We start from the raw sequence: 22,510 nt of genomic DNA, 5'->3' as shown, positions 1-22,510 counted from the left end.
TTACAAAGACTCCACTACTTGGCGTGTAATTTTTTCGCTATAGCTATTTATCTTCCAATGGCCTGGACTCCAACCTTTAAGAAAACGATGAAAGTCCGCCCAAGCGACAGGGAATAATGCACGCCAATTTTCTTCGAGGTAATCGCAATTTATGGTTGCGTTTTTTTGTGTCGCTGCCTGACGTATACAATAAAAATAGTGATCTAGCAACTCTCGCTCGAATTTTTCACACTCCTCTTCATGTAGGCAGCTACCGATAAAGTAAGCGAGATCTTTCATACCACATCCTGCTCCTACGTATTGAAAATCGACTGCGGCAACTTTTTTTCCATCGCGGGAAAAACAAAAATTGGCAAGTTTTGCGTCACCGTGGACAAACGTTTGAAAAGGACTTTCGCGTAGTTTTTTATCAATTTTGTGTGCAGCATTTTTCAGAGAAACATCCTGTAATGCTTGCAGTTCATCGGGACGCGTGTCTAAATGCCAATACGTTCCGGTTTCCCAAAGCTGTTGTGGAGATTGCCCCATAAATGTAACGTGAAAATGCGCCAGCCAGCGCACACATACTTTGATCTCTTCCAGCGTTACATTGGTTTTTACGCGAGGAAATCCGGTACATGCGAGATCCTCTAGAACTATCAACGTCTCGTTGTCGTGAACATCTACAGCAAAACACTTTGGAACATATGCGTTTTCATCACACAAATGACTCCAGTTCTTATACCATGCCGTTTCCACAGCGTAAGATTTGATTTTACGTTGGTGAGAAATATTGGTGTTCCACCCGCGTGGGTGGGAAATGTTTTCTGGTAAACATATGTGTTTCACAACAACAGAGTCTATAGTCGCCCCACGAAGAGCGTAGCGTGCAATAATCCCATAGCCACTCCACAGGTCTTGGATTTTTTCTTCATCGAAAAGCTCACTTGCTCCCGTGGCTTCACATACTTTTTTTTGTAGGGTGTTATCCATTGTTTTTTATTCCCAGTTTAGAGGTATTCATTTGGTGTGCGATGCCCTCACCATCGAATAGAGAGTTTCAGCGTAGCTGAAACCTCTTATTCTCATACCTCTCCCACAGGGAGAGGTGTAATGCTTCTCTTTTGGTAAAAACTAAATTCACTTGATTTGCGCGACAAAAGAATGATTTCAAATTTTTTTAAATCGGTTACAAAGTAAATCAATGAGAACAAATTAAGACGCGTTACGCCTCTCCCGTGGGAGAGGCATGAGGCTTGTTGCTTTCAGCGAAGCTGAAATCTACAAGTCGATGGTGAGGGCACCAATCCGGAAACGAATCTCTTTTCTTAGCTGAAATCTACAAATTGATGGTGAGGGCACCAATCTGGAAACGAATCTCTTTTCTTAGCTGAAAGCTACAAGTCGATGGTGAGGGCACCAATCACCAAACGAATCTCTTTTCTTAACCAACAACAAAACTACCGTCGATCAACACCTTGTTTGTTTTTGATTGTAGCAACTGATAAAGATAACGACCTCCCCCTTGTTCTTTAAACTCCAGCGAGTATGTCTCTCCTGGATACGCAGGTCGCACAATCACTCCGGTGAGTTCTTTTATGTTGCCCTCTAAACAATCGCGCAATTTTCCTTCTATTTCACATAAGAGGCCCAATCCCGGATTGATACGTCTTTTAAAACCGACCACATGCGCCACACCATCGATTTGGTGCAAAGGATTGTAATCACCGTTGAGTAAAGCAAAGTCTACCAATTCGGCATCATTCATCGTTAGTAAATCAACACGCTCCCCCTGTAAATCACGGTATTCCAAACGTGGAATTTTTTCGATAGGTAATTCGCTAGTGTTTCCCCTTACCAGCACTGATATGTCCGCCTGATTGATGATGTTACCTTCATGAGAAATGTCCACTTGTGAGGTAAATATTTGCCCTTTGTCTGTTTGCACAATCTTTGTTGGCGTTACCGTAGCCTGTAGAGTTTGCCCTTCTTCGACAACAAAATCACTTTTTTGATAAAAAGAAACGCCATACACCGTTACGCGCGTAAAATCCACTTGCCATTGAGGATTTTGTAGTAGCTTCAAACACTCTTCTAAAAAACCGCTATTTACCGGAAAGGTAACGCTATTCTGCGGTTTCCCTTTGCATAATCGTTCGAACAGAGAAAACTTTTCGGGTGTTAAATGTAGCGGTTGCAATGAAATTTTGGTGTCTTCTTCCACCACAGATGTATTTACGGAAGTGGGACCTGTCGTGCGCAATTCGCCCTTTTTGGGATTGTATTTATAGAGCATGCTGAGACAATTACTGCCGTCCACTAACGAGCGTCCAAAGTACATCGTCTGCTTTATGTAACCGTTTTCATCTACGAAAATTTCGACATCTTGAAGATTACGCTTATAAATACGAACGCTAGTCAATTCGCCATTACTGTTCGTACTTACCACTAACCGGTCATTTTTTTTGTAGTGTGGCCACAACATATTCGTTAGTAAGTTACCGTATATTTTTTTCTTGCGATTCTTGTCATAGAGCCATTTGCCCATCACAGGTAGTCGATGCATTTTTGCAAGCAGCGGTTGTAAACGCGCCGCATTTTTGGGAATCATCGATGTGTTACCTAAAAATAGATACATCGCTGGCAAATTCGATTTTCCACCCACAAACGCCTGCGCAAGCGTTCCATCTAGACCACTCACAATTTTTTCAAACACTGTTGCCGACTTTGTTCTTATTATTTGTGATTTTACACCTTGGCGTAGGAGTTTGCGATAAAAACGCACGGGGTTGTTGGGCATGATAAAGCGTTTTAAGTTACCACGTATTGCTGCCTCTTCGACACAACCACTTAGTATCCATGGCGTTGTGAACGCCCCACCATGAATTTGTTTGCGAAAAAAAGCGTCGTTGTTTTTTGTACAAAGCAAGTCATACAGCAGCATTGCCTGCATTAATTCGCGTGTTTCGTCGCTCTCGAAGATGTCGATAAAAAAGCGCTTCGCTTCACGAAAAGCAGCGCGTAGAAGAGGAGTATCCATAGACGACGTAGCGGTTATACCACCGACATTTGCGGACATTTTGGTGTCGTCATTGCAGTACACCTCCGCTAAATAGTATTTGCCAAATAGATTCGAGGCCGCATAACTACAGCCTTGAAAGTTACAGATTGTTTTTGCCCAATAGCGCGAATCTTTTTGCGCAATCGAAGGACCATACCACCTCCTTTTTGTCGTTTTGCGTAGCAGTTTACTCGTCGTTGGCAAAGGCTTATTGTATATTTGCAATGCATCTTCTGCGGTTTGTGGCGAGATTTCGGCAATCACTGAAGGAGAAACATAACAACAAATCGAAGCGAGTTGCTTACACAACTTACGTATAATACCGTCCTGGGCGACAGCTAAACGAAGCTCTTGTCCTTTACCACCGCGATAGGCCAATGTCACTAAATGTATTTTATCTTCCCCGGCAAACTCACGTATGGTTTGCGCTATTTCTTTAGGTTGCGTCAGTAAATTCATTCCCTGTGTTGCATAGTGCAATGATCCGCAAAATTCTCCTGCAGTGTCAATGAGATTTTTCACATTCTTGGTGTGTGTGGTTAAGACTTCTGCACCTGCTTGTAGTAAAGCATATATTGGCGTTAGTTCTGCTGTTCCTCCGAGGAGAACAAATTTTTGACCGCGTAAATCAATATAACCATCGTTTTCGGCATATGCATATTCGGTAATGGATTTTAGAGCAGTAATTGCTTCGCTGCTTATTGTTCTTTGACCTATTAAGTTTTCAGCAAATTGTAATAGAGATTGTTTATTGTTATAGACTTTTCCCTCGTGGGAAATAGTTAACTTGTAGCCTTTACTATCCTTCATCCACGGATAGTTCACGACCGACAATGGCATAGATTGAGCTTCCTCTTCCATATAGGAAGCGAAGGGTACACTACGCTCCCCATCTATAAATAAAAAGTTGTGGAACATGTCGTCTAAGACGAATTGAGCGATACTTTGCCTGTCGTCGGATGTGGCGCGATGTATTTCGAATTGCGATAGATGTTCGACATAGTTTTTGGCAAACAATTTTGTATTTTCAGGTAGGTGATATTCCGAAAATGCATTTGGGAAATTAGTATAACTTTTTTGTAGAATTTGGTACACTACCTTCGATGCACTGGGTATTGGTAATTGTATTCCCCTTGTAACCATGATAGACCTCAATAAACTCAAAAAAAATAAACAAAACAGGGGATCTCAATTGACTTTTGATCAGATGAAGCATTGGCTAAATTTGCATATCCAAGCGGCATTCACGAAAATATAGAAAACGCCACAACTGCTTGTTAATCGAAAATAAAGCTTCGCTGGCAAACACCTAAATTGAGGATGCGCCCTAAAACTGATATTTTAGGACAGAAATACTATGGAAACAAACATAAAAAACAATAAATTGATAGAAGAAGTTTCAGATCAGGTAAAAAATAACCTCATGCAAGCTATCGAAAAAATCACCCCGTGGTTTTTCAGCGCTCTACACACTTTCTACTATCAAATGACTCCAAAAGATGAGCAAATAGAGCATTTACACACTGTACTTTCCTTAAAACAAACAAACGTTCCTGCGGCAACACTACAAAGCGCGGACGGCAGTAAAATCACTTACATTAGTGTTCGTAGTCAAGCAAATGAACTTTTAGAAGCATTAAATTCTCTATCGGATAGTAATATTCGTGGAGCGACAATGCACACTAGCCGCGAAGGAGACTATTTAGCGGTACATACTTTTTTTACCGAGACCTCTGCGCTTGACAAAAACGATCCCAAAAACGCGGAAACTCTCACACAAGTTCGCGAGTTGTTATCTGATATGCCCGAAGAGAAAAAGCTACGCGCGGAAAAATTTATCAATGGCTTAGATTCTCAATATTTAAAGCGCTATGACACCCCACGTCTTCACGCGCACATTCAATTTTTCATGGAAATTGAAGATTACGAAACGGTCTTTAGCCTCAATAACGAGCGCGATGAACAATATACGAGAATTTCTCTATGTACGATCAATCCTCCCGCAACGGGATATTTATATCAAGTGGCCAAAATTTTTCATCTTCATGATGTAAAAATCAACCGCATGTATGTCAATATTGTTGAACTCGATGACAATGAAGAAGTTGTATTTATCACCGCATATGGCCAAGATAAAGATGGTAACAAAATAACCGAAGATTCCGTGTTGTGGCAGAGAATGCGCCTAGCAATTAAGGCCGTAAAATGGGTTATGGAAGATGAGCTTTCCAATCTTGCAAAGGTAGATGAGAAAGTATTTAGTGTACGCAAAGCCAACTTAATACGCGCCACGGCAGTGTTCGTTCACCAATTTTTGTCAAAATTGGAAAAAGAGCGTTACACATATGAAGTGATTAAAAAGTCATTTTTACGTCATGAAAACATCACCGAATTGTTAACAGATTATTTTTACACAAAATTTAACCCGACGACAAAAGATGTTTGTCCACATTGTGGAACATCTTCAGATCAACGCGCGGTTGATATGAAAAGAATACGTACCCAACTAAAAGAACACATGCGACAGTTGATGCATTTCATTGACAAGGGCGTTTTTAATGCTGCGCTGAAGTTTATCGATAATATTCTCAAAACAAACTACTTCATCGAAGATAGTATTGGTTTGGCATTTCGCATGGACCCAGAAGTTCTCGATAGTAGCGTTTATGAAGCAAAACCTTTTGGATTTTTCTTTTTCTTCGGGCGCGGTTATAAGGGATACCATATTCGCTTTGAAGATATGTCTCGCGGTGGCTTGCGTTTGGTTCGTTCACGAGATAGTGAACACTACGACTTGGAATCGACACGCGTTTTTGACGAAGTATACGGTCTTAGTAGCGCACAACAACTAAAAAATAAGGATATTCCCGAGGGGGGTTCCAAAGGTATTTTGCTACTCCAACCAGGAGTAGAAGTAAAACAAAGTGTGGAATGCGCTATTGATTCTCTACTTGATTTACTCATTACCAATGAAAAAGGGAATTTACATCCACGTATTGTTGACTACTACGGCAAAGAAGAAATTATATACCTGGGTCCAGATGAAAATGTCACCGATGATCGCATCAACTGGATCGTACAACGCGCTAAAAACCGTAATTACAAATACCCAAATGCTTTTATGTCCAGCAAACCAGGGGTAGGTATCAACCACAAACAATATGGTGTTACTTCTCATGGTGTCAACGTTTATGTCGAAGCATGTCTTGAGTATTTGAAAATAGATCCTCTTACAGAGCCTTTTACCGTACGAATGATCGGTGGTCCTGACGGAGATGTTGCCGGGAATGAGCTGAAAATACTCATTAATTCTTACCCACAGGTAAAAATTGTCGCTATTTCCGATGGCGGTGGAGCCGCATATGATGTGAAAGGACTCAATCATAAAGAATTGTTGCGTCTTGTCGATGAATCAAAATCCATTATCGAATTTAAACCGTCTTTACTATCTAAGAACTCACAAAACTTTGTTGTTAGTGCCAATACGATAGATGGTCGACAAATTCGCGATGAACTCCAAGTGAGTAATCGCATAAAAACAGATCTTTTGATCCCCGCGGGAGGAAGACCAAACACCATTAATATTGATAATTGGCAAATGTCCCTTGATGAAAACAATGTTCCCGTATTCAATGCCGTTGTTGAAGGTGCAAACTTGTACCTGACCAACGATGCTAGATACAAGTTAGAAGAAATGGGTGTTGTCGTCATTAAAGATAGCTCGGCAAACAAAGGTGGTGTGATATGTTCCTCTTATGAGATTATCGCCAGCCTTATTTTAAGTGAAGAGGAATTCCTGGATATTAAAGCCCAGTACGTCGTAGAAGTCGTTGACATTCTAGAAGAAAAAGCACGAAAAGAATCCAAACTTTTATTTCGCGAATACAAAATGAAAAAGAAACCGCTCACCACGTTGTCAGCGGAAATCAGCGTCGAAATAAATGAACTCACAGACATATTAAAGGCGTATATCCGCAAAGATATCGAAAACTCTGATAAAATAGAACGTTATCATCGCTTACTGAAATCACACTGCCCTGCTATTCTTGTAGAAAAGTACTCTGATCGAATTATTGAAAATATTCCACGTGAACATCAACTTTCCATACTTGCCAGCCAAATAGCAAGTCATATTGTCTACCGTGAGGGTTTAGGTTGGGTCAAAAGTCTCAATTATAACAACATACCTGAATTGGTGGATGTTTACCTCGATCAGGACTTACTTGTCATTGATTACATCCATAAAATTTTGGCCTCTGATCTTCCAGGTAAGGAAGTCATTGCAAAAATTCTCGATCGCAATGCACGTAAAGAGCTGACAAGAGAAGCTCTACATGAAACAGAGTAATGAATTACTAATTCAAAGTCGATAAAATCACAGAGATCACAGAGAAAGTTTAAGTTGACCAACGAGTTAATTTTTTCTTTCGCTGTGTCCTCTGTGGTCATTTTTATAAGACCACACAATTTTAGATAATTTGCTAAACAAAATTTTTCCATACTTCTTCGGAAAATTCACCAACCTCACGTATTAATTTCTTGACGAAAAAGCTTCATTTTACTAAACTAAATTGTTCAACTTCATAAATGAATTACAATTTATTACTTATTTAAACAACCCTAGTTGCTAGTTGGGATTGACATTTTAGGTTTAAGATAATGGCTTACAGATATATTGGCGGTCAACTAAAAAAAAATCTCATTGCCAATGTATTAGAAAATTGAGCTAGCAGTAGTTACAGACATCGAATCTTGTCATGCGTATAGGGAGAAAAAATGGCTGGAAATAACAGTTTAGGTTTGGACTTCAAACAAAGACTTCTGGGAATGAAGGCAGTAGAGGGAAAATTTATCACAGAAAAGCAATATACCCAGTGTCTCAACATTATTGACTTTTTTGAAAAAGACAAAAATCTTACCGACATTCTAGTTGAAAAAGGTTTTATGACCCAAAACCAAATTAGAAGACTCGAAAAGATAATCGATGGCGAGTTAGATCCAGATATTGAAGCAAAGAATATCAACAAAGAATCCGCATCACTCTTCGGTTCTATCGCTTTGGAAAAATGTTTGATTAGTCAAGTACAGTTAGAACAAGCTTTAGAAGAACAAAATAAGTATACGGAACGTGGAGTACGCGTTCAAATAGGGCAAATTTTGTTGAAAAAAGGTTATATCACGCTGAGTCAAATTTCGTCTATTCTCGAGAGCCAGCTAAATAAAACCTACTATTGTAAGAAGTGCTCTCTATCAACAACAACATCTAACCCTAAAAACGAAATATTACAATGTACAGAGTGTGGCCTTGACTTAGTTGAGATGAAACAGAAAAAGAAGCCACAGAAAAAACAAGACGATATATTACCAGCTCTCAATACAATTGAGCTGTAACAAGTTATGAGGAACATACTTATGCTGCGAACTATCACTATTTGTACAATGATGCTATTCTTATTAGTTTCGTGTAGACAACGCGAAGTGTGCTGTGACATAGATAGGGTAGCGGGTGTTGGATGGCCTGGCGGAAGTTACACTTATGTCGCTATCGATAGTCAAAATACGCAAAGTTCAGAAAGTGCAGACCAAACAAATCTTGACTCTTCTGTAGAAGAAATGCAGCCTGACTACTCACAAGAAAATACAGATAATATGACTGGAGATGTCACTGAAGACTCTATGCAAGGTGATACATTTGACGAAGACAATACAGTAGAAGGTAGTACATCTGGTGATGACGACAACGCCACTGGCCAATTAGGTGGTTCCGCCCAAGATGAAAACGCGGCAGTCGCAAAGCAAAATACACTTGTGGGTGTTGAATTAAAAGTTCCTGGAAAAAACTACATATACAATCTATTTACGTATGAAATAAAAGTGCGTAATACAGGGGATAGCCCTCTAAAAAATATTGTAGTAGAACATACTGTGCCTAAAAAATTGAGCTTGTTCTCTACAACAAAAAATCCTCAACAAAACAATAACGAATTAAAATGGGAAATTGATGAAATCTCGCCATTTGCAAGTCGTTCGTTCAGCGTAACAGTCAACGGTCAAGAAACCGGTGATGTACGCATCGTGGCGAAAGTTACCATGTTAGATGGATCGACAAAACAAGTAGAAAAAAATACAACCGTCGATGCCTCTGCTGGTCTAAAAATAAGCCATCTCGATACTATCGATCCTGTAGAAGTAGACGCAACCACCATCTACCAAATTGAAATTACCAATCAAGGTAATAAAGACGCTCGTGACTTAAAATTAGTGGATACAATACCAGCGGAATCTACTTTCGTAAACGCACAGGTAAAGAATATGGCAGATATAGGCCATGAGGTAAAAGGGAAAACTGTCACTTTCGCCACAATCCCCAAACTATCTCCTGGACAAAAGATAGTTTTCGAAGTTGAAGTTGAAGTCATCGATGTAGGTGACCTAGTAAATACAATAGAAGTAAGCACCTTAGATTTTGGTAAAACAATAAAATCCCAAGAAGGAACCAAGTCCTTTAAAGATTAAGTGTTTACTCATTATTTTCCCCTGGCTCTTTATGAGCCAGGCTGTGCTTTCCCCATCGAAAAAACATTCCCCATATTTTAAACTCATCATAGAAGTAGTCACATTATGAAAGCTTTAATCCAAAGAGTGAACAGAGCTTCTGTCACTGTAGATAATCGTGTTGTTGGTGCCATTGAAGAAGGAATGCTTATTTTTTTGGGTGTTCTGGATGGAGATGGCGAGAAAGAAGTCGAGTACCTCGCGCAAAAAGTTATGGAATACCGTATTTTTCGCGATGAAAATGGTAGAATGAATAAGTCTCTGTTAGACATAAAGGGTGAAGCTCTAGTGGTGAGTCAATTTACACTTGCTGCGGATGGAAAAAAGGGACGCCGCCCTAGTTTTGATAAGGCAGCTTCTCCTCTTGTGGCAAAACCTCTATACGAGATGTTCGTAGAAAAGCTCAAGGTTTTTGTTAAAACAGAATGCGGTTGTTTTGGGGCTAAGATGATTGTCTCAATTGAAAACGATGGTCCAGCAACATTTATATTAGACTATAAATCTTGACTAGCTTTCCAAAAACTTTTCAATTTGCTCATATGGATTCGATACATGGAACATGGAAGAAGTTGTTATTGGATCGGATAATTTTTCCAAAGCAACCTGAATTTTATCTAATTTTCCTGCTAGAATTTTCACTGTTTCTTCAATGTTATCTAATCTTTGACTTCCATTATTACCCATATCAATTGATTTTGCATTCATACTATCAATATTTCCATAGAACTGGCCTTCATTGTATTTTTCAGCATCTTGGTATTGTACAGCATCTTCCGAGGTGGCTCTTAGCAATCGACTATTAAATTCGTGTGCCTTAGCTAAATCCCGTTTTAGTTTAGCATTTTCAGATGTGAGTTGTTGAATCTTAAGTAGTGCTTCTCTTTCTCGTTCTTCTGATTTTTCGAGTTTAGCATGTGCATCTTTGATAATATTGTTAATTTCTTCTCTTGCACGTTCTAATTTCGCGATGGCTTCTACGACTTTATTCAGTTTTTCTTCGCAAATTTTTTCTCGAATTACTAGACTACTATTATCACCACCAAGCATCTTATACAAACACTCTATTTTGTCTTCCAAATTTTCATTGGTTTCCACAAGAGTATCCATATTTAGATTGGGATGCATGTGTCTATGTTTATTTTTTCTTTTTTGTATGATCTCTCTGAAATCAGCCATTCACTTTTTCCTGATGCATGGTTTTATATAACACAAGAACCACGATAATTACAAAATTTATCGTTTTATAGCGTACCATACGTACATTGATAAATCAATATATTTTTGAGTATTTTATAAAATTTTCAAAATACTGTAGTTTAACCTTTTAAATCAATTTAACTACTTGATAGTCCCTTCCGCATCAATCACATTATCATCGGAATATTCTTGCGGGTTGGAATCGAATGAAACAGCGTGCATTTTGAGATGTCTTTTCATTCGCGAGGTTACGATAAGACGTATTACATCTCTACTTCCAGGCATAATCAATAAGAAACCAACTATATCGGTAATGACACCTGGAGTGACAAGAAGCACGGAACCAATGACCAAAAAGAAACCATTTATCAAATCTTTTTTTGGCATCAATCCATTGGCCATATCTTTTTGGATGCGTTGTAGGAGAAATACACCTTCTGATCGTGCTAAAACAGCTCCTGATACGCCAGTAGCTAACACGATAAAAACCGTCTCCCAAAAGCCGATAATTTTTCCGATGTACACAAGTAAAAATAGATCGACTAATGGAACGACTGTAAATAACAAGAGTAAATTTAGCATACAATTTACCTTGTTGAAAATTTTATTTTGATATCAAGGAATTCGATCATTGCACCATCTTTTAATTGCACAACTTCAGTAATCCTAGTTTGGTCAAGATACATTTCCGCATTATTAGATGGAGAAAGAAAAAAGCCTGTGGGGCGACTACTTATGATAAAAATCACGTTAGATTCATAGTCTCCTTCGACTTTCAAGTCAGCATTATCGCCTTTTCCTGCAATAAACAATACCTTTTCAAGAAATACTTTCTGTGGTGACGCAGCTCCTTCAAGAACAGTGATGCTCGCCGAAGAAGATTCTTCTGAACTATTTGAACTAGGATTTGTAACTCTTCTAGTTCCTAGTTGTAAGGTTTCTTCTGGTGGACCAAAATTAAAATCTCTGCGTTGTGTTGGCGCTATTTCGCTATAAACAGTTACCTTTTCATTGTCGTTTTCAAAGAAAATCAGGCTATGTTTATTTTGTTTACCAATCCCTATTTCGTCTCGGTCACGTAAAGCACAGCGTTTTATCGGTAATGAATTTACACTTGTGCCGTTTTGGCTATTTAAATCTTCAATAAAAAATTCGCCATTCGACTGGATGATCCGCGCATGGTTACGTGAAATTCCAAGATTATCAATTGAAACAGTGTTATCTTCTGTTCTTCCTATGGTGAGAGGTCCTGCACCAATTAGGTATTCTTGAATAATATTATTTTTAAATTTTAAGAGTACTTTAGCCATATTTTTACGGTAAGAGCTTTAGCTCGATACCTCCCTTTTTACAATTTATTTTATATTTTTCTTTTTTCCTAAAAAAACAAATTGTAGAATAAAAGTATTAAATTTGGAGTGTATAATACAAAAAAAAATATAAAAACCAAATAAAAAACTTTGAACTAATTAAATTTCTTACGCTTATACAAAGTCTGACTACGTTTATCAAGGGGTATTGACATGAAATTGCGACTTTTTATTGTAATAGGGTTGTTTTCTCTGACAATGTTTGGATGTCAAAAAAGAGAAATTGTCTACGATAATTATATTGATTCTTTTCGTTACAAGCCTGAAACCGAGTGGGACTATCTATACATGCTCGACAAAGGTTCTGAAACGAAAGTTGCAGAGAAAAAGTAATATACCCACCTGCATGGTAAAAAAGCTCCAACTAGTTTGGAGCTTTTTTTATGATGGCCCTGGATTTCCAGGAGGAGGAGACACAAAGACTTGTGTTTTTGCTTTGTAAATAAGCTTTCCGGAACGAAAAATGCGTATAATAATGTCAAATAAAGTACTTGGCATTTGTTTCGCAACTGTCGGCGATTGAATTTCTATATTAAAAGAATATTGCGATAAATGACTGTCTTCGTTGGAAACTGTCACATTGTAAGGAAGTGTTGAAGCATTCGCGGCAACAAACCCTACTCCTAAATTACACACCGCATCTCCATCACGAATTCCAGGAATAAAAGTACTATCATTATCTGGATTGTTAGGGTCTTCAATTAAACCCAAAGGTTTCATCGCTCCATTCGCATCAAAAACAGCCTCGTCGCTACCATTTACTTCCACTGGCAAAATAAAGTCTGTACCTGCGTTTATACCATCGTAGAAAAATTTAAATTTACCTTTCGAAACATTGAGAGGCTGAGTGTTTAAAACTTGCATGGAAGACATAAAACTACTATGTACAGATTCTGCAATAATTGTGGATTGTGTTTCTTGAACTGCTTTTCTAGTTGAATGAAGACCGGCAGGAAAAAGAACAAGAACTCCTCCAAGTCCTACAATTAAGATACCAATCGCAATTAATATTTCGATTAATGTAAAACCGCTATTTGTTTTTTTCATCGATTTTTGACGAGGAACCTACTTGAATGAGTGGGAATTGGAATGTGTGGCGTTCTTCCATTCAACCTCGTATCTCCTTTTTCGAAAATAAAACATCGATTTTTGCCTGTTGAAATTTAACTACCGCCCGAAGGCGATAGTGGGTGTTCTCTGAATTAAAAACCTAAATCCGAGTGTCATCCTGATTTGATAAAAATTCAGGTATAACACAGAGGAAAATTCCGTCTCAATAAAACTAGAAAAGCTTTGCGAGACTGCCGTTCCTTGTTAATCTTCCGTTACTAATAATTGCACTACTTTTGAAAATGTTCGCGTTAAGCGTCCTCTTGCATCTGTCAAATCGACATTTATGCGAATGGCAAAAGGAAATTGAGTAAAAGGATCATTTATGTTATTTGTAAACGCAACGGGTAATGCAGGTCTTACCACCTGAATTTCCCCGGTGATGGGGTCAGAAAAAAAGTAGTCTATTTGAAACGAAGGACGCAAGTTACCTATCGAGTTTTCTTCGGCAATAAACTGACAAACAATGTCGTCTGCCAATGTATGTTCGTATGGCTCATTTACAGGGTCTGGATCTGGAACGAATTCTCCATCTTCTTTTGCCAAAGCGTCAACAATATGTCTTTTAAGAGTCCAACGATTATTAACTTCTTCAAGATAATAGATTATTCGCGCTTCGGCAGTTATTATTTCCGGCTCCACACTATCATTGCTCGAATTCATGAACGATGTTGTTGATAAAAATTTAACGAGCACTTGTGGACTTGTGTCATCCCGAGGATTACTAATAGTCAAAGGATATTCTTGAGGAAAAGGTTCTCTTTGATCTTGGGTATTTTTCAAGTCTTTGGTTAAATTATTCAATCCTGCTCTGGCATTTTGAAAAACGAACATGGTGTTTTCTGTTGTTGTCATCATTTTTGTTACCGCATTAAAGATAATGACAAGAGAACCGATTACAATAATCATCAACGACAGCGATATCAGAAGTTCCACTAATGTAAAACCGTAAAAACGTCTTCTACTCATTGTTTATCCTATCATTCACGAACAAAAACAACGACACGCCCGGTGTTGCGCACAACATCGATATAACAACTCTTATCTTCGTTAGATAGCTCTTCAATAACAATATCCGTGTCATCGCTTTCTTCGGGGTCATTGCCTTTATCTCCTTGGAAATGAAGTTCTCCACTAGGCAAGAAAATATAAATCTTGTTAGCCGCAGGTGTTGTAAATCGAGTGCGATCTGGTAATAAGCGCGGTTCTTCGTGCAACACGAATGTATTGTTAGATCTGTCCAAACGATATATGTGTATACTATTTAAAACGCCTGTTATCGATGTAGATACGCCATTTTTCGTCAATTCTTCCGTGGTATCGTCCACAAAAAAAACAACACGTGTTTCCGACTTTTTACTTATGGCAACAGAGCGTGCTTTCGTAAACATAGATTGTAACATTTGCCCAGATGCTTTTAAGCGTCTATTGCGTGTAAATTTAACAAATATAGGTGCGGATAAACTCGCGACAAAACTAATAATAGCAATAACAATTAGCAACTCTAATAAGGTGAAACCTTTTCTTTTTGTATACATTTTGTTAATCACTTCTGCGTTTTTTCGTCTCTTCTATATTCCAGCTAACAATTTCATCTCCGTCTATCAGCGCAAATGAGGTAGAATCATCATCGGAAAAGCCATCGGTACCATCTAATCCATCTGCTCCCAGTGAATAGATGTCCACCATCGTAAAAGAGCGGTTATCATTATTGAAATTGTTGGGCCCTTGGGGATTGTCTGCGGTATGGTTGCGACCAGGACACACGCGTAAAAAGTTGCCAAAAGCATCGGCGACAAGTTCTTCGTTATCTCCAGGGTTCTCTGCGGGAACACCATCATCTATTACCATAGGTAAATTTTGCGAAACGAGTATGTCACCATCAATTTCTTCATCGTTACTTACTTTAATATCCATAAGAACAAAGCGCAAACGGCGATTAAATTCAGCAAAGTCATCTTCATCGAAGGTGTCCAAAGCGTTGGTATCACCTCCTATCCCTTGATATCCATTGTTTTCCAATGTAGTCGTATCATTAATATCGGGGTAAACCTTGAATATGGCACGATATTCATCACATCCTGTCATCAAGGCCATGATCGTGGCTCGTGTACTTTCAATGAGTGCCTTATCGCGTACAGATTGGCTAGCAACAACGATAAATCCCGCAATAATACTGATAATAGTGATGACGATGAGTAGCTCAATTAAGGTAAATGCATTGTGCTTTTTTTGCATGAGTTTCTCTCTTATTCTGTAAAGTTTGTGATAATTCTAGTTGGATCGACAATGTCAACATCCTCTGCTTCGCAAAATGTTTGAAAACTATCAAACTTGATAATCGCTTGGCGCGGATCAACATCGACTTGGTCTCTCTGGAACTTTTGCGTTCTTCTTTCGGAATCAAGCTCATTGTACTTTACAGTTGTACCAAAACGTGTAGTAATAATCGGAGCTTCCCCGTCGGCCACTGGACCTCCGGTATCGTTACGCAAGTCTTCTTCTTTTATGTCCAAGTAGTTATCAAGCGGTCTAGCGGAAACGTCAGCAAAACCACCGATAGAGTCATTCGAAGTGTCTCCATCTAGGTGACGCACCAAGTTTTGGTCATTGTAATTGCTCACGGTACCGTTAAATTGTCCCCGTGTTCCCGCACGATTTACCGGAGAACATTCATTTTCGTCGGAAGGAGCTGCACCTGTTGCCGGGTTATTTTGGTCAGGAGGGTATACTCCCAAATCACTATTGTACATAGCAAGTGACTGGTCTAATGTACTCAGCAAAGCTTTAATTTCTGCGCGGTGAGACGCCAACACGGCTTTCTGTATCGCAGGAATCAAAATTGATGCGAGAACACCAATAATAGCGACAACGACTAATAATTCAATTAGTGTAAATCCTGATTTTCTTCTCATAAAAATCTCCCTTGTAAGGTAGGTAAAATCAATAGATGTTTGTTGCATTTCTATATTTTTATTGTATCGCGGTAACTATAAACTTGCAAGCAATTTACCAAAAAGTGGTTTTGGTGGGGATTTATTTTGTAAGGGGCTGTGGAAGGTGTTGTGGAAAAGTTATTTACAAGTATGCGATGCCCACAATCGGCTTCGCATATCAAATGTCGTCTTTTCTGCATGCGTTAGATGTATTTGGCTCCCCCTGTGGGGCAACGTCATTTAGTTAAGGTAAATGTAGTATTTTCAGTAGCTAGAGAAGTGAAGTGATGATATATCCCTTGCAAATGCTACATTTATAGTTTGTAATAAATAAATGAACGAACGAAAGATAGGATGAAAATATGAGGTTAACATGAAAAACTTACTAGTAGTATCAACAATGAAAAGTGTAAGATCAGAACTAAGCAAAAAAGAAATAGTGGAACGATACAAAACTAAAAAAAACACTTTACACGTTGCCGGAAAATAACATTTGCAGGATTAGCAACAATGATACTGCTAGGAGCTAAAATGAGCCTCAGCAACAAAATAAGAACATTTTTCAAGAAAATCAAAGCGCTTGATAAAATAATTAGTCCAGGAGGACTACACCAAGCAAGGAACAAGCTAGATCCGAAGCTATATAAGCATCTCCAAAATACAATATTAAAAACTTTTTATGAAGAAGCGAAAGATGAAAATAAAAAATGGAAAAATAATCAGATCTATGCTGTAGATGTAAGTACAATCAATTTACCAAAATCAGAGGAAACTTTGGCATTTTTTAGTGTCCAAAGTAATCAAAGCCCAACTGAGAGAGTCCAAGGCTATGGAAGTTTTTTATACGATGTTTTAAACGAACTTCCTATTAACCAAGAACTTGAAGCAAAACAATCTGAGATAAAGTTTGTCTTTGATTCTCACTGTGACTACTACGATAAAAATACAATCGTTCTCTATGATAGAGCATATGCCAGTAATGCGTTAGTAGCTTTACATAAATCTTTAAGTGTTCCTTGCGTTATAAGATGTTCAACTTCCAGTTCTTTCTCAATTGTTAGCGAATTTCTAAAAAGTGACTCTTTCGACTCTGTTTACAAACTAGTCATTCCTAAAGAAAAACGAATTGAGTGGAAAAAATATAATTTACCATCATCTGTAAATGTTAGGTTAATAAAAGTTATTCTTTCGACAGGAGAGGTTGAAGTTCTTCTTACTACTTTACTTGATCAAGAACTTTATCCTCTTGATGACTTTGCTTGGCTATACCACCAACGTTGGAAAATAGAAACCTATTTTGATCGTCTCAAAAATCAGTTAGATGTTGAGCGTTTTTCTTCTGGTTTTTTATTACATATTGAGCAAGACTTTTATGCTCGTGTTTTTATGAGTGCTCTTGAATCCATCGTTATTAAAAGTGAACAACAAATTCTTGACCAAGAATGCGATAAAAAAAATACTAAATATCGATATCGTATCAATAAGTCTATTTCGTATGCCGAACTTCACGATGAAGTTATTGCTCTTCTTTATGATGAAAGTATTCCTATTGAAGAAGCATATGCTGAAATAAGAGTTCTCTTTCGTTTGTCTCCTTCTCCAATAAGGCCTGATAACAATGCGCCTCGTGTTAAGAAGTCTGCTAGCTATCAGCTTTGGCATCAGAAATATAGGAAAAAAACAGGACACTGAAAGTTCCTGTTTATCAAGGCTACATCTCTATATCTTAGATCTAGCCTTGATAAATACTTGTTTTTTACTAACTAAATGACGTTGCCCTGTGGGGGAGCAATCAGTGCGCAGCACTGATGTGGGGGCATCGCACCAATGTCGTCTTCTGCTATCTAGTTGATATTCTTGGCAACACGAAAACCGAGAATTTTATTGCTGTATTTTGCTCCCAAGCCACTACGACTTGCAGAGCGACAAGACGCGATATTATCATACCAACTTCCGCCACGTTGAACTTTAACAGGGCGAACAGCTTTCAACATTTGGCTAACACCTTTATTGGCGAGCATGGCCGAATTTCCCGTACTTTTTGTCTCGTAGTTACTGTATGTATCCACACACCACTCCCACACATTGCCAATCATATCGTGAAGGCCAAAAGGATTGCATTTTTTCTTTCCAACTTCGTGCGTTTTATCTTCAGAGTTTCCTTGGTACCAAAAATATTCCTCGACAACATCATTCCCCCAATAGTTTTTTGATGTTGTTCCAGAACGACAAGCATATTCCCATTGTTCCTCATCAACAAGCCGCAAGCCAACCTTTTCACAAAAAGAGTAGGCATTTTCCCAGCTGACTCTTTCCACTGGTAGATAATCTCCTTGAAAGTGAGAGGGGTTGCTTTTCATAATTTTAAACCACTGGCGTTGTGTAACGGGATATTTAGCAACGTAAACTGGACGTTTCACAGTGGCAATATGCTGTATTTCACCGCTTTTCCGCCCCTCTTCATCTTCCGCAGATCCCATTAAAAAACGTCCTGGGGGAATGAGAACCAATTCGAAACTGACATCCTCAAACACATGCTCCACATCTCTTTGTAAGCCGTTTTGTTCGGCATACCATTGCTGGTAGGCTTTTGCATACTCTACTTGTTTTTCCCAAGAGAGAGAAGTCCATTGTTCTAGAGAAAAGTCCATTAGAAATTCACTGCTGTCCCAACACTCTTTCCACACTTCGTCTTCCGACTCCACATTTGCGCTAGGACCAAGATTGCCAAACTCTTCATTGGCCCTGCTTTGAAAACCAATGACCAAGCTTTGCATTGTTTCCGGCTCGCGATGATTTTTGGCTAAAATATCGAACAGCAAACGCCCAAAATACATAGAAATCATACAATGAAGTGAATTTTGATGTTGTTTATCTAGTTTGCTGAAAAAATCTTTAATGACCATGGGATTCAAGTCACTAATTAGATCTAAAACAATCGGTCTTAACCACTCAATTTGCTCTTTTTGCAATTTGAGAATGTTCCCTAAGGCACGACGTTTGACACTCGGATCAGGGTTAAACAACTCAATGCTTTCCACCCATATTTCGTAAAAATCTTTATCTTTTTGCGAAAGGGCATGGATAATTTTTTTCTTCGCCTTCGTTCCTTCTTCCCATAAACATCCACGCAACAGATCCACGGCATAATCGTTATCAAAATTGTAAGAGTCTAGCTTTTCGATAGCCGCGAGACGTTTGCCATCTTCAAAAGAATGTAACTCGTCAAATAACTCCCAAGTTTTGTTATCATTGGGATATAGTTTTTTTAGAATACGAATACATGTTCTGCGTACTGTGCGGTTTTTATTAATTAAGTAGTAAGAAAGGTTTTCCTTGAGCCAGCTCATTAAACGCTTTTGCCGTTCAGGTTTTTCACTTTCGTACATATCGTAAATTTCATCGATACATACAAATACTTTGTCCGTGTCGTAGTCTTCAAGTGCTTTGTAGCGCTCCATCACCAGATAGTAATAGATTTGAACATCCTCATTGAGAGAGCTAATGTTGTAATTTACACTTTTGAGTAGATTGGCCCCTTCGAGTTTTTGCGCAAAATTACTGCTGTTGGTAATTAACTTTGTGGCAAACGGGACAAAACTATCTTTGTCCCCCAGATTTCCCTTTTCGAGAGATTCGCGCAACAATTCTTGCCATTCTTCCTCGTATCTACGCAGTTTGTTTAGGGTTTTTTCTGGAGAAATCTTGATGCAGTTGAGCAACAAACGCTTTATTTCTCTCTTTAACTCGGTGGTATTTTTATAGCGTTGATCACGATTTTTTTGCATCATCTTCATTGCAAGATGCTCTACTTCGGAAGGAACGTCCTCGCATATTTTTTTGGGAGAAGGAGGATTGTTGCGTGGGCGTAAACGCATATATAAAAGTTGTTGTGTTGTCTGTCCGTAAAAAGGATACTCTCCGGTAATCATATAGAAAAACATCACGCCTAACGAATAGATATCCGTACGTGAATCTACCTCTCCCCCTTCAACTTGTTCCGGGGAAAGATACCACGGAGTCCCCATAATAGCACCATCAACGGTTAGAGTACTACTCTCTAGAAATTTGGCAATCCCCAAGTCGGCAATTTTTGCACGTCCCTTGCGATTGATCAAAATATTTTCGGGCTTTATGTCGCGGTGAATAATGCCTTTTTTATGCGCAGCTTCTAAACCTTTGACGATCTGATGTAGGATAATAAGAGCTGTTTCACAGGCCACCGGTAGATTTTCGTCCAAAAAATCGCGAAGGCTTTCTCCGTCAATGTACTCTAGTTTGATAAAGTGAATGTCTTCGGTCTCGCCAATTCCCCAAACCTTGATGACGTAAGGGCTATTTAACTTGTGTAGTCCTTGGGCCTCGCGCCGAAAACGCGCGATTACCTCTGGAGAATCGACAAGATCTTTTTTGAGAGTTTTAATAGCAACCGAAGTGTTCAATTTGCTATCGTAGGCGCGGTAAACTTCTCCCATAGCACCCTTACCGAGAAATTCGAGAATAACAGCTCCTCCAATTTCTTTTCCAATTAAGACATCCGACATTGTAGTTATTTTCCTTAAGAAATCTGCGCTTGTGTGACGAGCAAAGATATTTTATTTTATCCCTTAGATAATATTACAAGAATATAGAGTTTATGTCAATGTTATAGGTTTTATGTTTTGGGAAAAATCCGTAAAGATCGAACCCGATCCCGCTCCCGTTCCCGTTCCCGAAATAAAAGGACTTCATGATAATTCTTCAAGATTATTACTCACAAAGGAAAAAAGCAAAGAACAATAAAGTAACAAGCTTTTTAAAACAAGTTCGGGAACAGGTTCGGGATCGGGAACGGGGATGATGGATGTAACAACAAAGTTATTAATGACACAACGAAAACTTTATCATATAATAGCGGCTTTAACCCATAAAAAAGTCTTATTCCAAGATGTAGTTGATATAACCGCATCCTTAGAAAGTGTATTTATGGCAGCGAAATTCAAAAATAAATTTTTGACGATTAATAGAAAAAAAATTGAGATTGTACGGTTTCTCGGTAGTGGTAGTCTTGGCGGAGTTTGGGAGATAAAAAACGAATTAGGTTACCCCAAAGCCTTAAAAGTACTCTATAAACTTCGCGAAGTAAACACCGAAAAATTTTTAGAAAAATTAGCCATACTCAAAAAAATTTCTCACCCGAATATTCTAAAAATGGAAACAACGGGGATCATTAGTCGTTATAATCTACAAAGCCTTTTAGACGAGGAACAAATAGAGCAAAACTCCGTAGAAGAAGTACCGTACTTTACCATGCCGTACGCCGCAATTAACCTAGCGGACTATATTGTTACCCAGAAAGAAAACCTCCTAGAGCGTGTAAAACTCTCTTTGCATTTGTGTTCTGCCGTACGCAAAATTCATCAATTGAAAATTTATAATGAAAAAATGCAAGTCGAATCTCTGGAGCATGGTAATCTAAAATTTTCGAATCTACTTTTGATTGCAAAAAACAATACATTCAGCTTAAAAGTAGGAGATTTGGGAATCGAACCCTCATTGGGGGTAGATCGCCATCATACTTCACAAACCGCAATGGAAAAGCAAGATGATTTTGCCACAACACAAAAGACCTTGAACGAACTACTGTCTTCTCTTCACGAGCAACTCAAGAGTCTACCATCCATTTGCGATCAGAAAGCACTCGACATATGGACAGATAAATTGCGCGAGATAGAGCAACACATGCGTCGTGAGAAGTCCGCGCGTTCTTTTTTGCATTTAGGCATCAAGCTCTACGGCAATTCAGCCTACCAATATGCATTAAAAGACTTTGACAAAGCTCTTTCTCTCGACAACAACTTATATGAAGCGCATCTGTATAAAGGGCTGACATTACAAGAAATGGATAAATCAGAAGAAGCCGAAAAATGCTATCATCAAGCGATATCGGTCAACGATCTTGACCCACGCGCTCACGAAAATCTAGGAGAAATTTATTCGCAACGACGAGAATTTGACAAAGCGATCGCTTTTTTTGAAAAAGCCATACACCTTGACCGCGACATGCCCTTTTGCTACGCAAGCCTGGGGAGCATTTACAAAGAAAAAGAGTTGTATGACAAAGCAATAACTGTGTTCTCAAAGCTGATTGCCCTAGAGGAAGACTGTGTTCCCGCATATATTGACCGAGGCGATGTCTACTTCGCGGTTTGCGAATATGAAAATGCACAAAAAGACTATCAAAAAGCATTTGATCTGGAAAATGATAACGAAGAAATTAAAGCCAAACTAGCATTAGCGAACGAAAAATTAAAAGGATAAAT

17 protein-coding genes and 1 pseudogene are annotated in these 22,510 nt (G+C 38.6%); 7 read left to right on the top strand and 11 right to left on the bottom strand.

The window, feature by feature from the left end; genetic code table 11:
• Both UABAM_RS02000 and UABAM_RS01995 read right to left on the bottom strand, forming a co-directional pair.
• Positions 1-972, bottom strand: coding sequence for an oxidoreductase family protein (locus UABAM_RS02000; protein ID WP_151966320.1), 972 nt, complete (start codon positions 970-972; stop codon positions 1-3).
• A gap of 451 nt (positions 973-1,423) precedes the next feature.
• Positions 1,424-4,183 carry a MaoC family protein gene (locus UABAM_RS01995; protein WP_151966319.1) on the bottom strand — a complete coding sequence of 920 codons (2,760 nt, stop codon included), beginning with the start codon at positions 4,181-4,183 and terminating at the stop codon, positions 1,424-1,426.
• 214 nt (positions 4,184-4,397) lie between these two features.
• Here UABAM_RS01995 and UABAM_RS01990 point away from each other — a divergent pair, with 214 nt between their 5' ends.
• The 4 genes from UABAM_RS01990 to dtd all read left to right on the top strand — a co-directional run bounded on the left by UABAM_RS01990 (position 4,398) and on the right by dtd (position 10,102).
• Positions 4,398-7,388, top strand: coding sequence for an NAD-glutamate dehydrogenase domain-containing protein (locus UABAM_RS01990; RefSeq protein ID WP_151966318.1), 2,991 nt, complete (start codon positions 4,398-4,400; stop codon positions 7,386-7,388).
• A gap of 428 nt (positions 7,389-7,816) precedes the next feature.
• Positions 7,817-8,431 carry a hypothetical protein gene (locus tag UABAM_RS01985; RefSeq protein WP_151966317.1) on the top strand — a complete coding sequence of 205 codons (615 nt, stop codon included), beginning with the start codon at positions 7,817-7,819 and terminating at the stop codon, positions 8,429-8,431.
• A 21-nt stretch (positions 8,432-8,452) separates the two neighbouring features.
• Positions 8,453-9,556 carry a DUF11 domain-containing protein gene (locus tag UABAM_RS01980; RefSeq protein ID WP_173013082.1) on the top strand — a complete coding sequence of 368 codons (1,104 nt, stop codon included), beginning with the start codon at positions 8,453-8,455 and terminating at the stop codon, positions 9,554-9,556.
• 105 nt (positions 9,557-9,661) lie between these two features.
• Entirely contained in the window at positions 9,662-10,102 is a 441-nt protein-coding gene (gene dtd / locus UABAM_RS01975) for a D-aminoacyl-tRNA deacylase (protein ID WP_151966315.1), read from the top strand.
• Here dtd and UABAM_RS01970 read toward each other — a convergent pair whose 3' ends face one another.
• The 3 genes from UABAM_RS01970 to UABAM_RS01960 all read right to left on the bottom strand — a co-directional run bounded on the left by UABAM_RS01970 (position 10,103) and on the right by UABAM_RS01960 (position 12,102).
• A complete protein-coding gene (locus UABAM_RS01970; protein WP_151966314.1) occupies positions 10,103-10,771 on the bottom strand; it encodes a hypothetical protein in 669 nt (222 codons plus the stop codon).
• A gap of 162 nt (positions 10,772-10,933) precedes the next feature.
• Positions 10,934-11,374: an FxsA family protein gene (locus UABAM_RS01965; RefSeq protein WP_151966313.1), complete on the bottom strand. Its 441-nt coding sequence runs from the start codon at positions 11,372-11,374 to the stop codon at positions 10,934-10,936.
• Positions 11,375-11,379: 5 nt separating this feature from the next.
• Positions 11,380-12,102: an FHA domain-containing protein gene (locus UABAM_RS01960; RefSeq protein ID WP_151966312.1), complete on the bottom strand. Its 723-nt coding sequence runs from the start codon at positions 12,100-12,102 to the stop codon at positions 11,380-11,382.
• A 213-nt stretch (positions 12,103-12,315) separates the two neighbouring features.
• Between UABAM_RS01960 and UABAM_RS01955 the strand changes: the two genes are divergently transcribed.
• Positions 12,316-12,495: a hypothetical protein gene (locus UABAM_RS01955; RefSeq protein WP_151966311.1), complete on the top strand. Its 180-nt coding sequence runs from the start codon at positions 12,316-12,318 to the stop codon at positions 12,493-12,495.
• A 48-nt stretch (positions 12,496-12,543) separates the two neighbouring features.
• Here the strand turns inward: UABAM_RS01955 and UABAM_RS01950 are convergent, their stop codons facing one another.
• The 5 genes from UABAM_RS01950 to UABAM_RS34080 form a co-directional block, all read right to left on the bottom strand.
• The gene (locus UABAM_RS01950) at positions 12,544-13,209 is read right to left on the bottom strand and encodes a type IV pilus modification PilV family protein (protein ID WP_151966310.1); all 666 of its coding nucleotides are present in this window, start codon (positions 13,207-13,209) and stop codon (positions 12,544-12,546) included.
• Between the two features lie 267 nt (positions 13,210-13,476).
• Positions 13,477-14,241: a PilW family protein gene (locus UABAM_RS01945; RefSeq protein WP_151966309.1), complete on the bottom strand. Its 765-nt coding sequence runs from the start codon at positions 14,239-14,241 to the stop codon at positions 13,477-13,479.
• A gap of 11 nt (positions 14,242-14,252) precedes the next feature.
• On the bottom strand, positions 14,253-14,810 hold the full coding sequence (locus UABAM_RS01940; protein ID WP_151966308.1) for a pilus assembly FimT family protein: 558 nt from the start codon (positions 14,808-14,810) through the stop codon (positions 14,253-14,255).
• A 4-nt stretch (positions 14,811-14,814) separates the two neighbouring features.
• A complete protein-coding gene (locus UABAM_RS01935; RefSeq protein WP_151966307.1) occupies positions 14,815-15,510 on the bottom strand; it encodes a type II secretion system protein in 696 nt (231 codons plus the stop codon).
• Between the two features lie 11 nt (positions 15,511-15,521).
• Positions 15,522-16,187: a type II secretion system protein gene (locus tag UABAM_RS34080; protein ID WP_173013081.1), complete on the bottom strand. Its 666-nt coding sequence runs from the start codon at positions 16,185-16,187 to the stop codon at positions 15,522-15,524.
• Positions 16,188-16,691: 504 nt separating this feature from the next.
• Here UABAM_RS34080 and UABAM_RS01925 point away from each other — a divergent pair.
• Positions 16,692-17,900 (top strand): annotated as a pseudogene (locus tag UABAM_RS01925) (IS4 family transposase); the annotation flags it as partial.
• 152 nt (positions 17,901-18,052) lie between these two features.
• Here UABAM_RS01925 and UABAM_RS01920 read toward each other — a convergent pair.
• A complete protein-coding gene (locus tag UABAM_RS01920) occupies positions 18,053-20,752 on the bottom strand; it encodes a bifunctional serine/threonine-protein kinase/formylglycine-generating enzyme family protein (protein ID WP_151966304.1) in 2,700 nt (899 codons plus the stop codon).
• Between the two features lie 292 nt (positions 20,753-21,044).
• Between UABAM_RS01920 and UABAM_RS01915 the strand changes: the two genes are divergently transcribed.
• Complete coding sequence (locus tag UABAM_RS01915; protein ID WP_151966303.1) at positions 21,045-22,508, top strand: protein kinase family protein; 1,464 nt, start codon at positions 21,045-21,047, stop codon at positions 22,506-22,508.
• Positions 22,509-22,510: the final 2 nt, after the last annotated feature.

Source organism: Candidatus Uabimicrobium amorphum (assembly GCF_009002475.1).
In the GTDB taxonomy this organism is placed as follows: domain Bacteria; phylum Planctomycetota; class Uabimicrobiia; order Uabimicrobiales; family Uabimicrobiaceae; genus Uabimicrobium; species Uabimicrobium amorphum.
The sequence above is the reverse complement of the archived record's forward strand: the minus strand, read 5'-3'. Positions and strand labels throughout refer to the sequence as shown.

Bases quoted from the DNA above. Each gene is read 5' to 3' on its own strand.
- UABAM_RS34080 (WP_173013081.1), bottom strand. From the start codon at position 16,187: ATGAGAAGAAAATCAGGATTTACACTAATTGAATTATTAGTCGTTGTC.
- UABAM_RS01970 (WP_151966314.1), bottom strand. From the start codon at position 10,771: ATGGCTGATTTCAGAGAGATCATACAAAAAAGAAAAAATAAACATAGA.
- UABAM_RS01980 (WP_173013082.1), top strand. From the start codon at position 8,453: ATGCTGCGAACTATCACTATTTGTACAATGATGCTATTCTTATTAGTT.
- UABAM_RS01990 (WP_151966318.1), top strand. From the start codon at position 4,398: ATGGAAACAAACATAAAAAACAATAAATTGATAGAAGAAGTTTCAGAT.
- UABAM_RS01935 (WP_151966307.1), bottom strand. From the start codon at position 15,510: ATGCAAAAAAAGCACAATGCATTTACCTTAATTGAGCTACTCATCGTC.
- UABAM_RS01945 (WP_151966309.1), bottom strand. From the start codon at position 14,241: ATGAGTAGAAGACGTTTTTACGGTTTTACATTAGTGGAACTTCTGATA.
- UABAM_RS01940 (WP_151966308.1), bottom strand. From the start codon at position 14,810: ATGTATACAAAAAGAAAAGGTTTCACCTTATTAGAGTTGCTAATTGTT.
- UABAM_RS01950 (WP_151966310.1), bottom strand. From the start codon at position 13,209: ATGAAAAAAACAAATAGCGGTTTTACATTAATCGAAATATTAATTGCG.
- UABAM_RS01985 (WP_151966317.1), top strand. From the start codon at position 7,817: ATGGCTGGAAATAACAGTTTAGGTTTGGACTTCAAACAAAGACTTCTG.
- UABAM_RS01915 (WP_151966303.1), top strand. From the start codon at position 21,045: ATGATGGATGTAACAACAAAGTTATTAATGACACAACGAAAACTTTAT.
- UABAM_RS01965 (WP_151966313.1), bottom strand. From the start codon at position 11,374: ATGCTAAATTTACTCTTGTTATTTACAGTCGTTCCATTAGTCGATCTA.
- UABAM_RS01960 (WP_151966312.1), bottom strand. From the start codon at position 12,102: ATGGCTAAAGTACTCTTAAAATTTAAAAATAATATTATTCAAGAATAC.
- UABAM_RS01955 (WP_151966311.1), top strand. From the start codon at position 12,316: ATGAAATTGCGACTTTTTATTGTAATAGGGTTGTTTTCTCTGACAATG.
- UABAM_RS02000 (WP_151966320.1), bottom strand. From the start codon at position 972: ATGGATAACACCCTACAAAAAAAAGTATGTGAAGCCACGGGAGCAAGT.
- UABAM_RS01920 (WP_151966304.1), bottom strand. From the start codon at position 20,752: ATGTCGGATGTCTTAATTGGAAAAGAAATTGGAGGAGCTGTTATTCTC.
- UABAM_RS01995 (WP_151966319.1), bottom strand. From the start codon at position 4,183: ATGGTTACAAGGGGAATACAATTACCAATACCCAGTGCATCGAAGGTA.
- dtd (WP_151966315.1), top strand. From the start codon at position 9,662: ATGAAAGCTTTAATCCAAAGAGTGAACAGAGCTTCTGTCACTGTAGAT.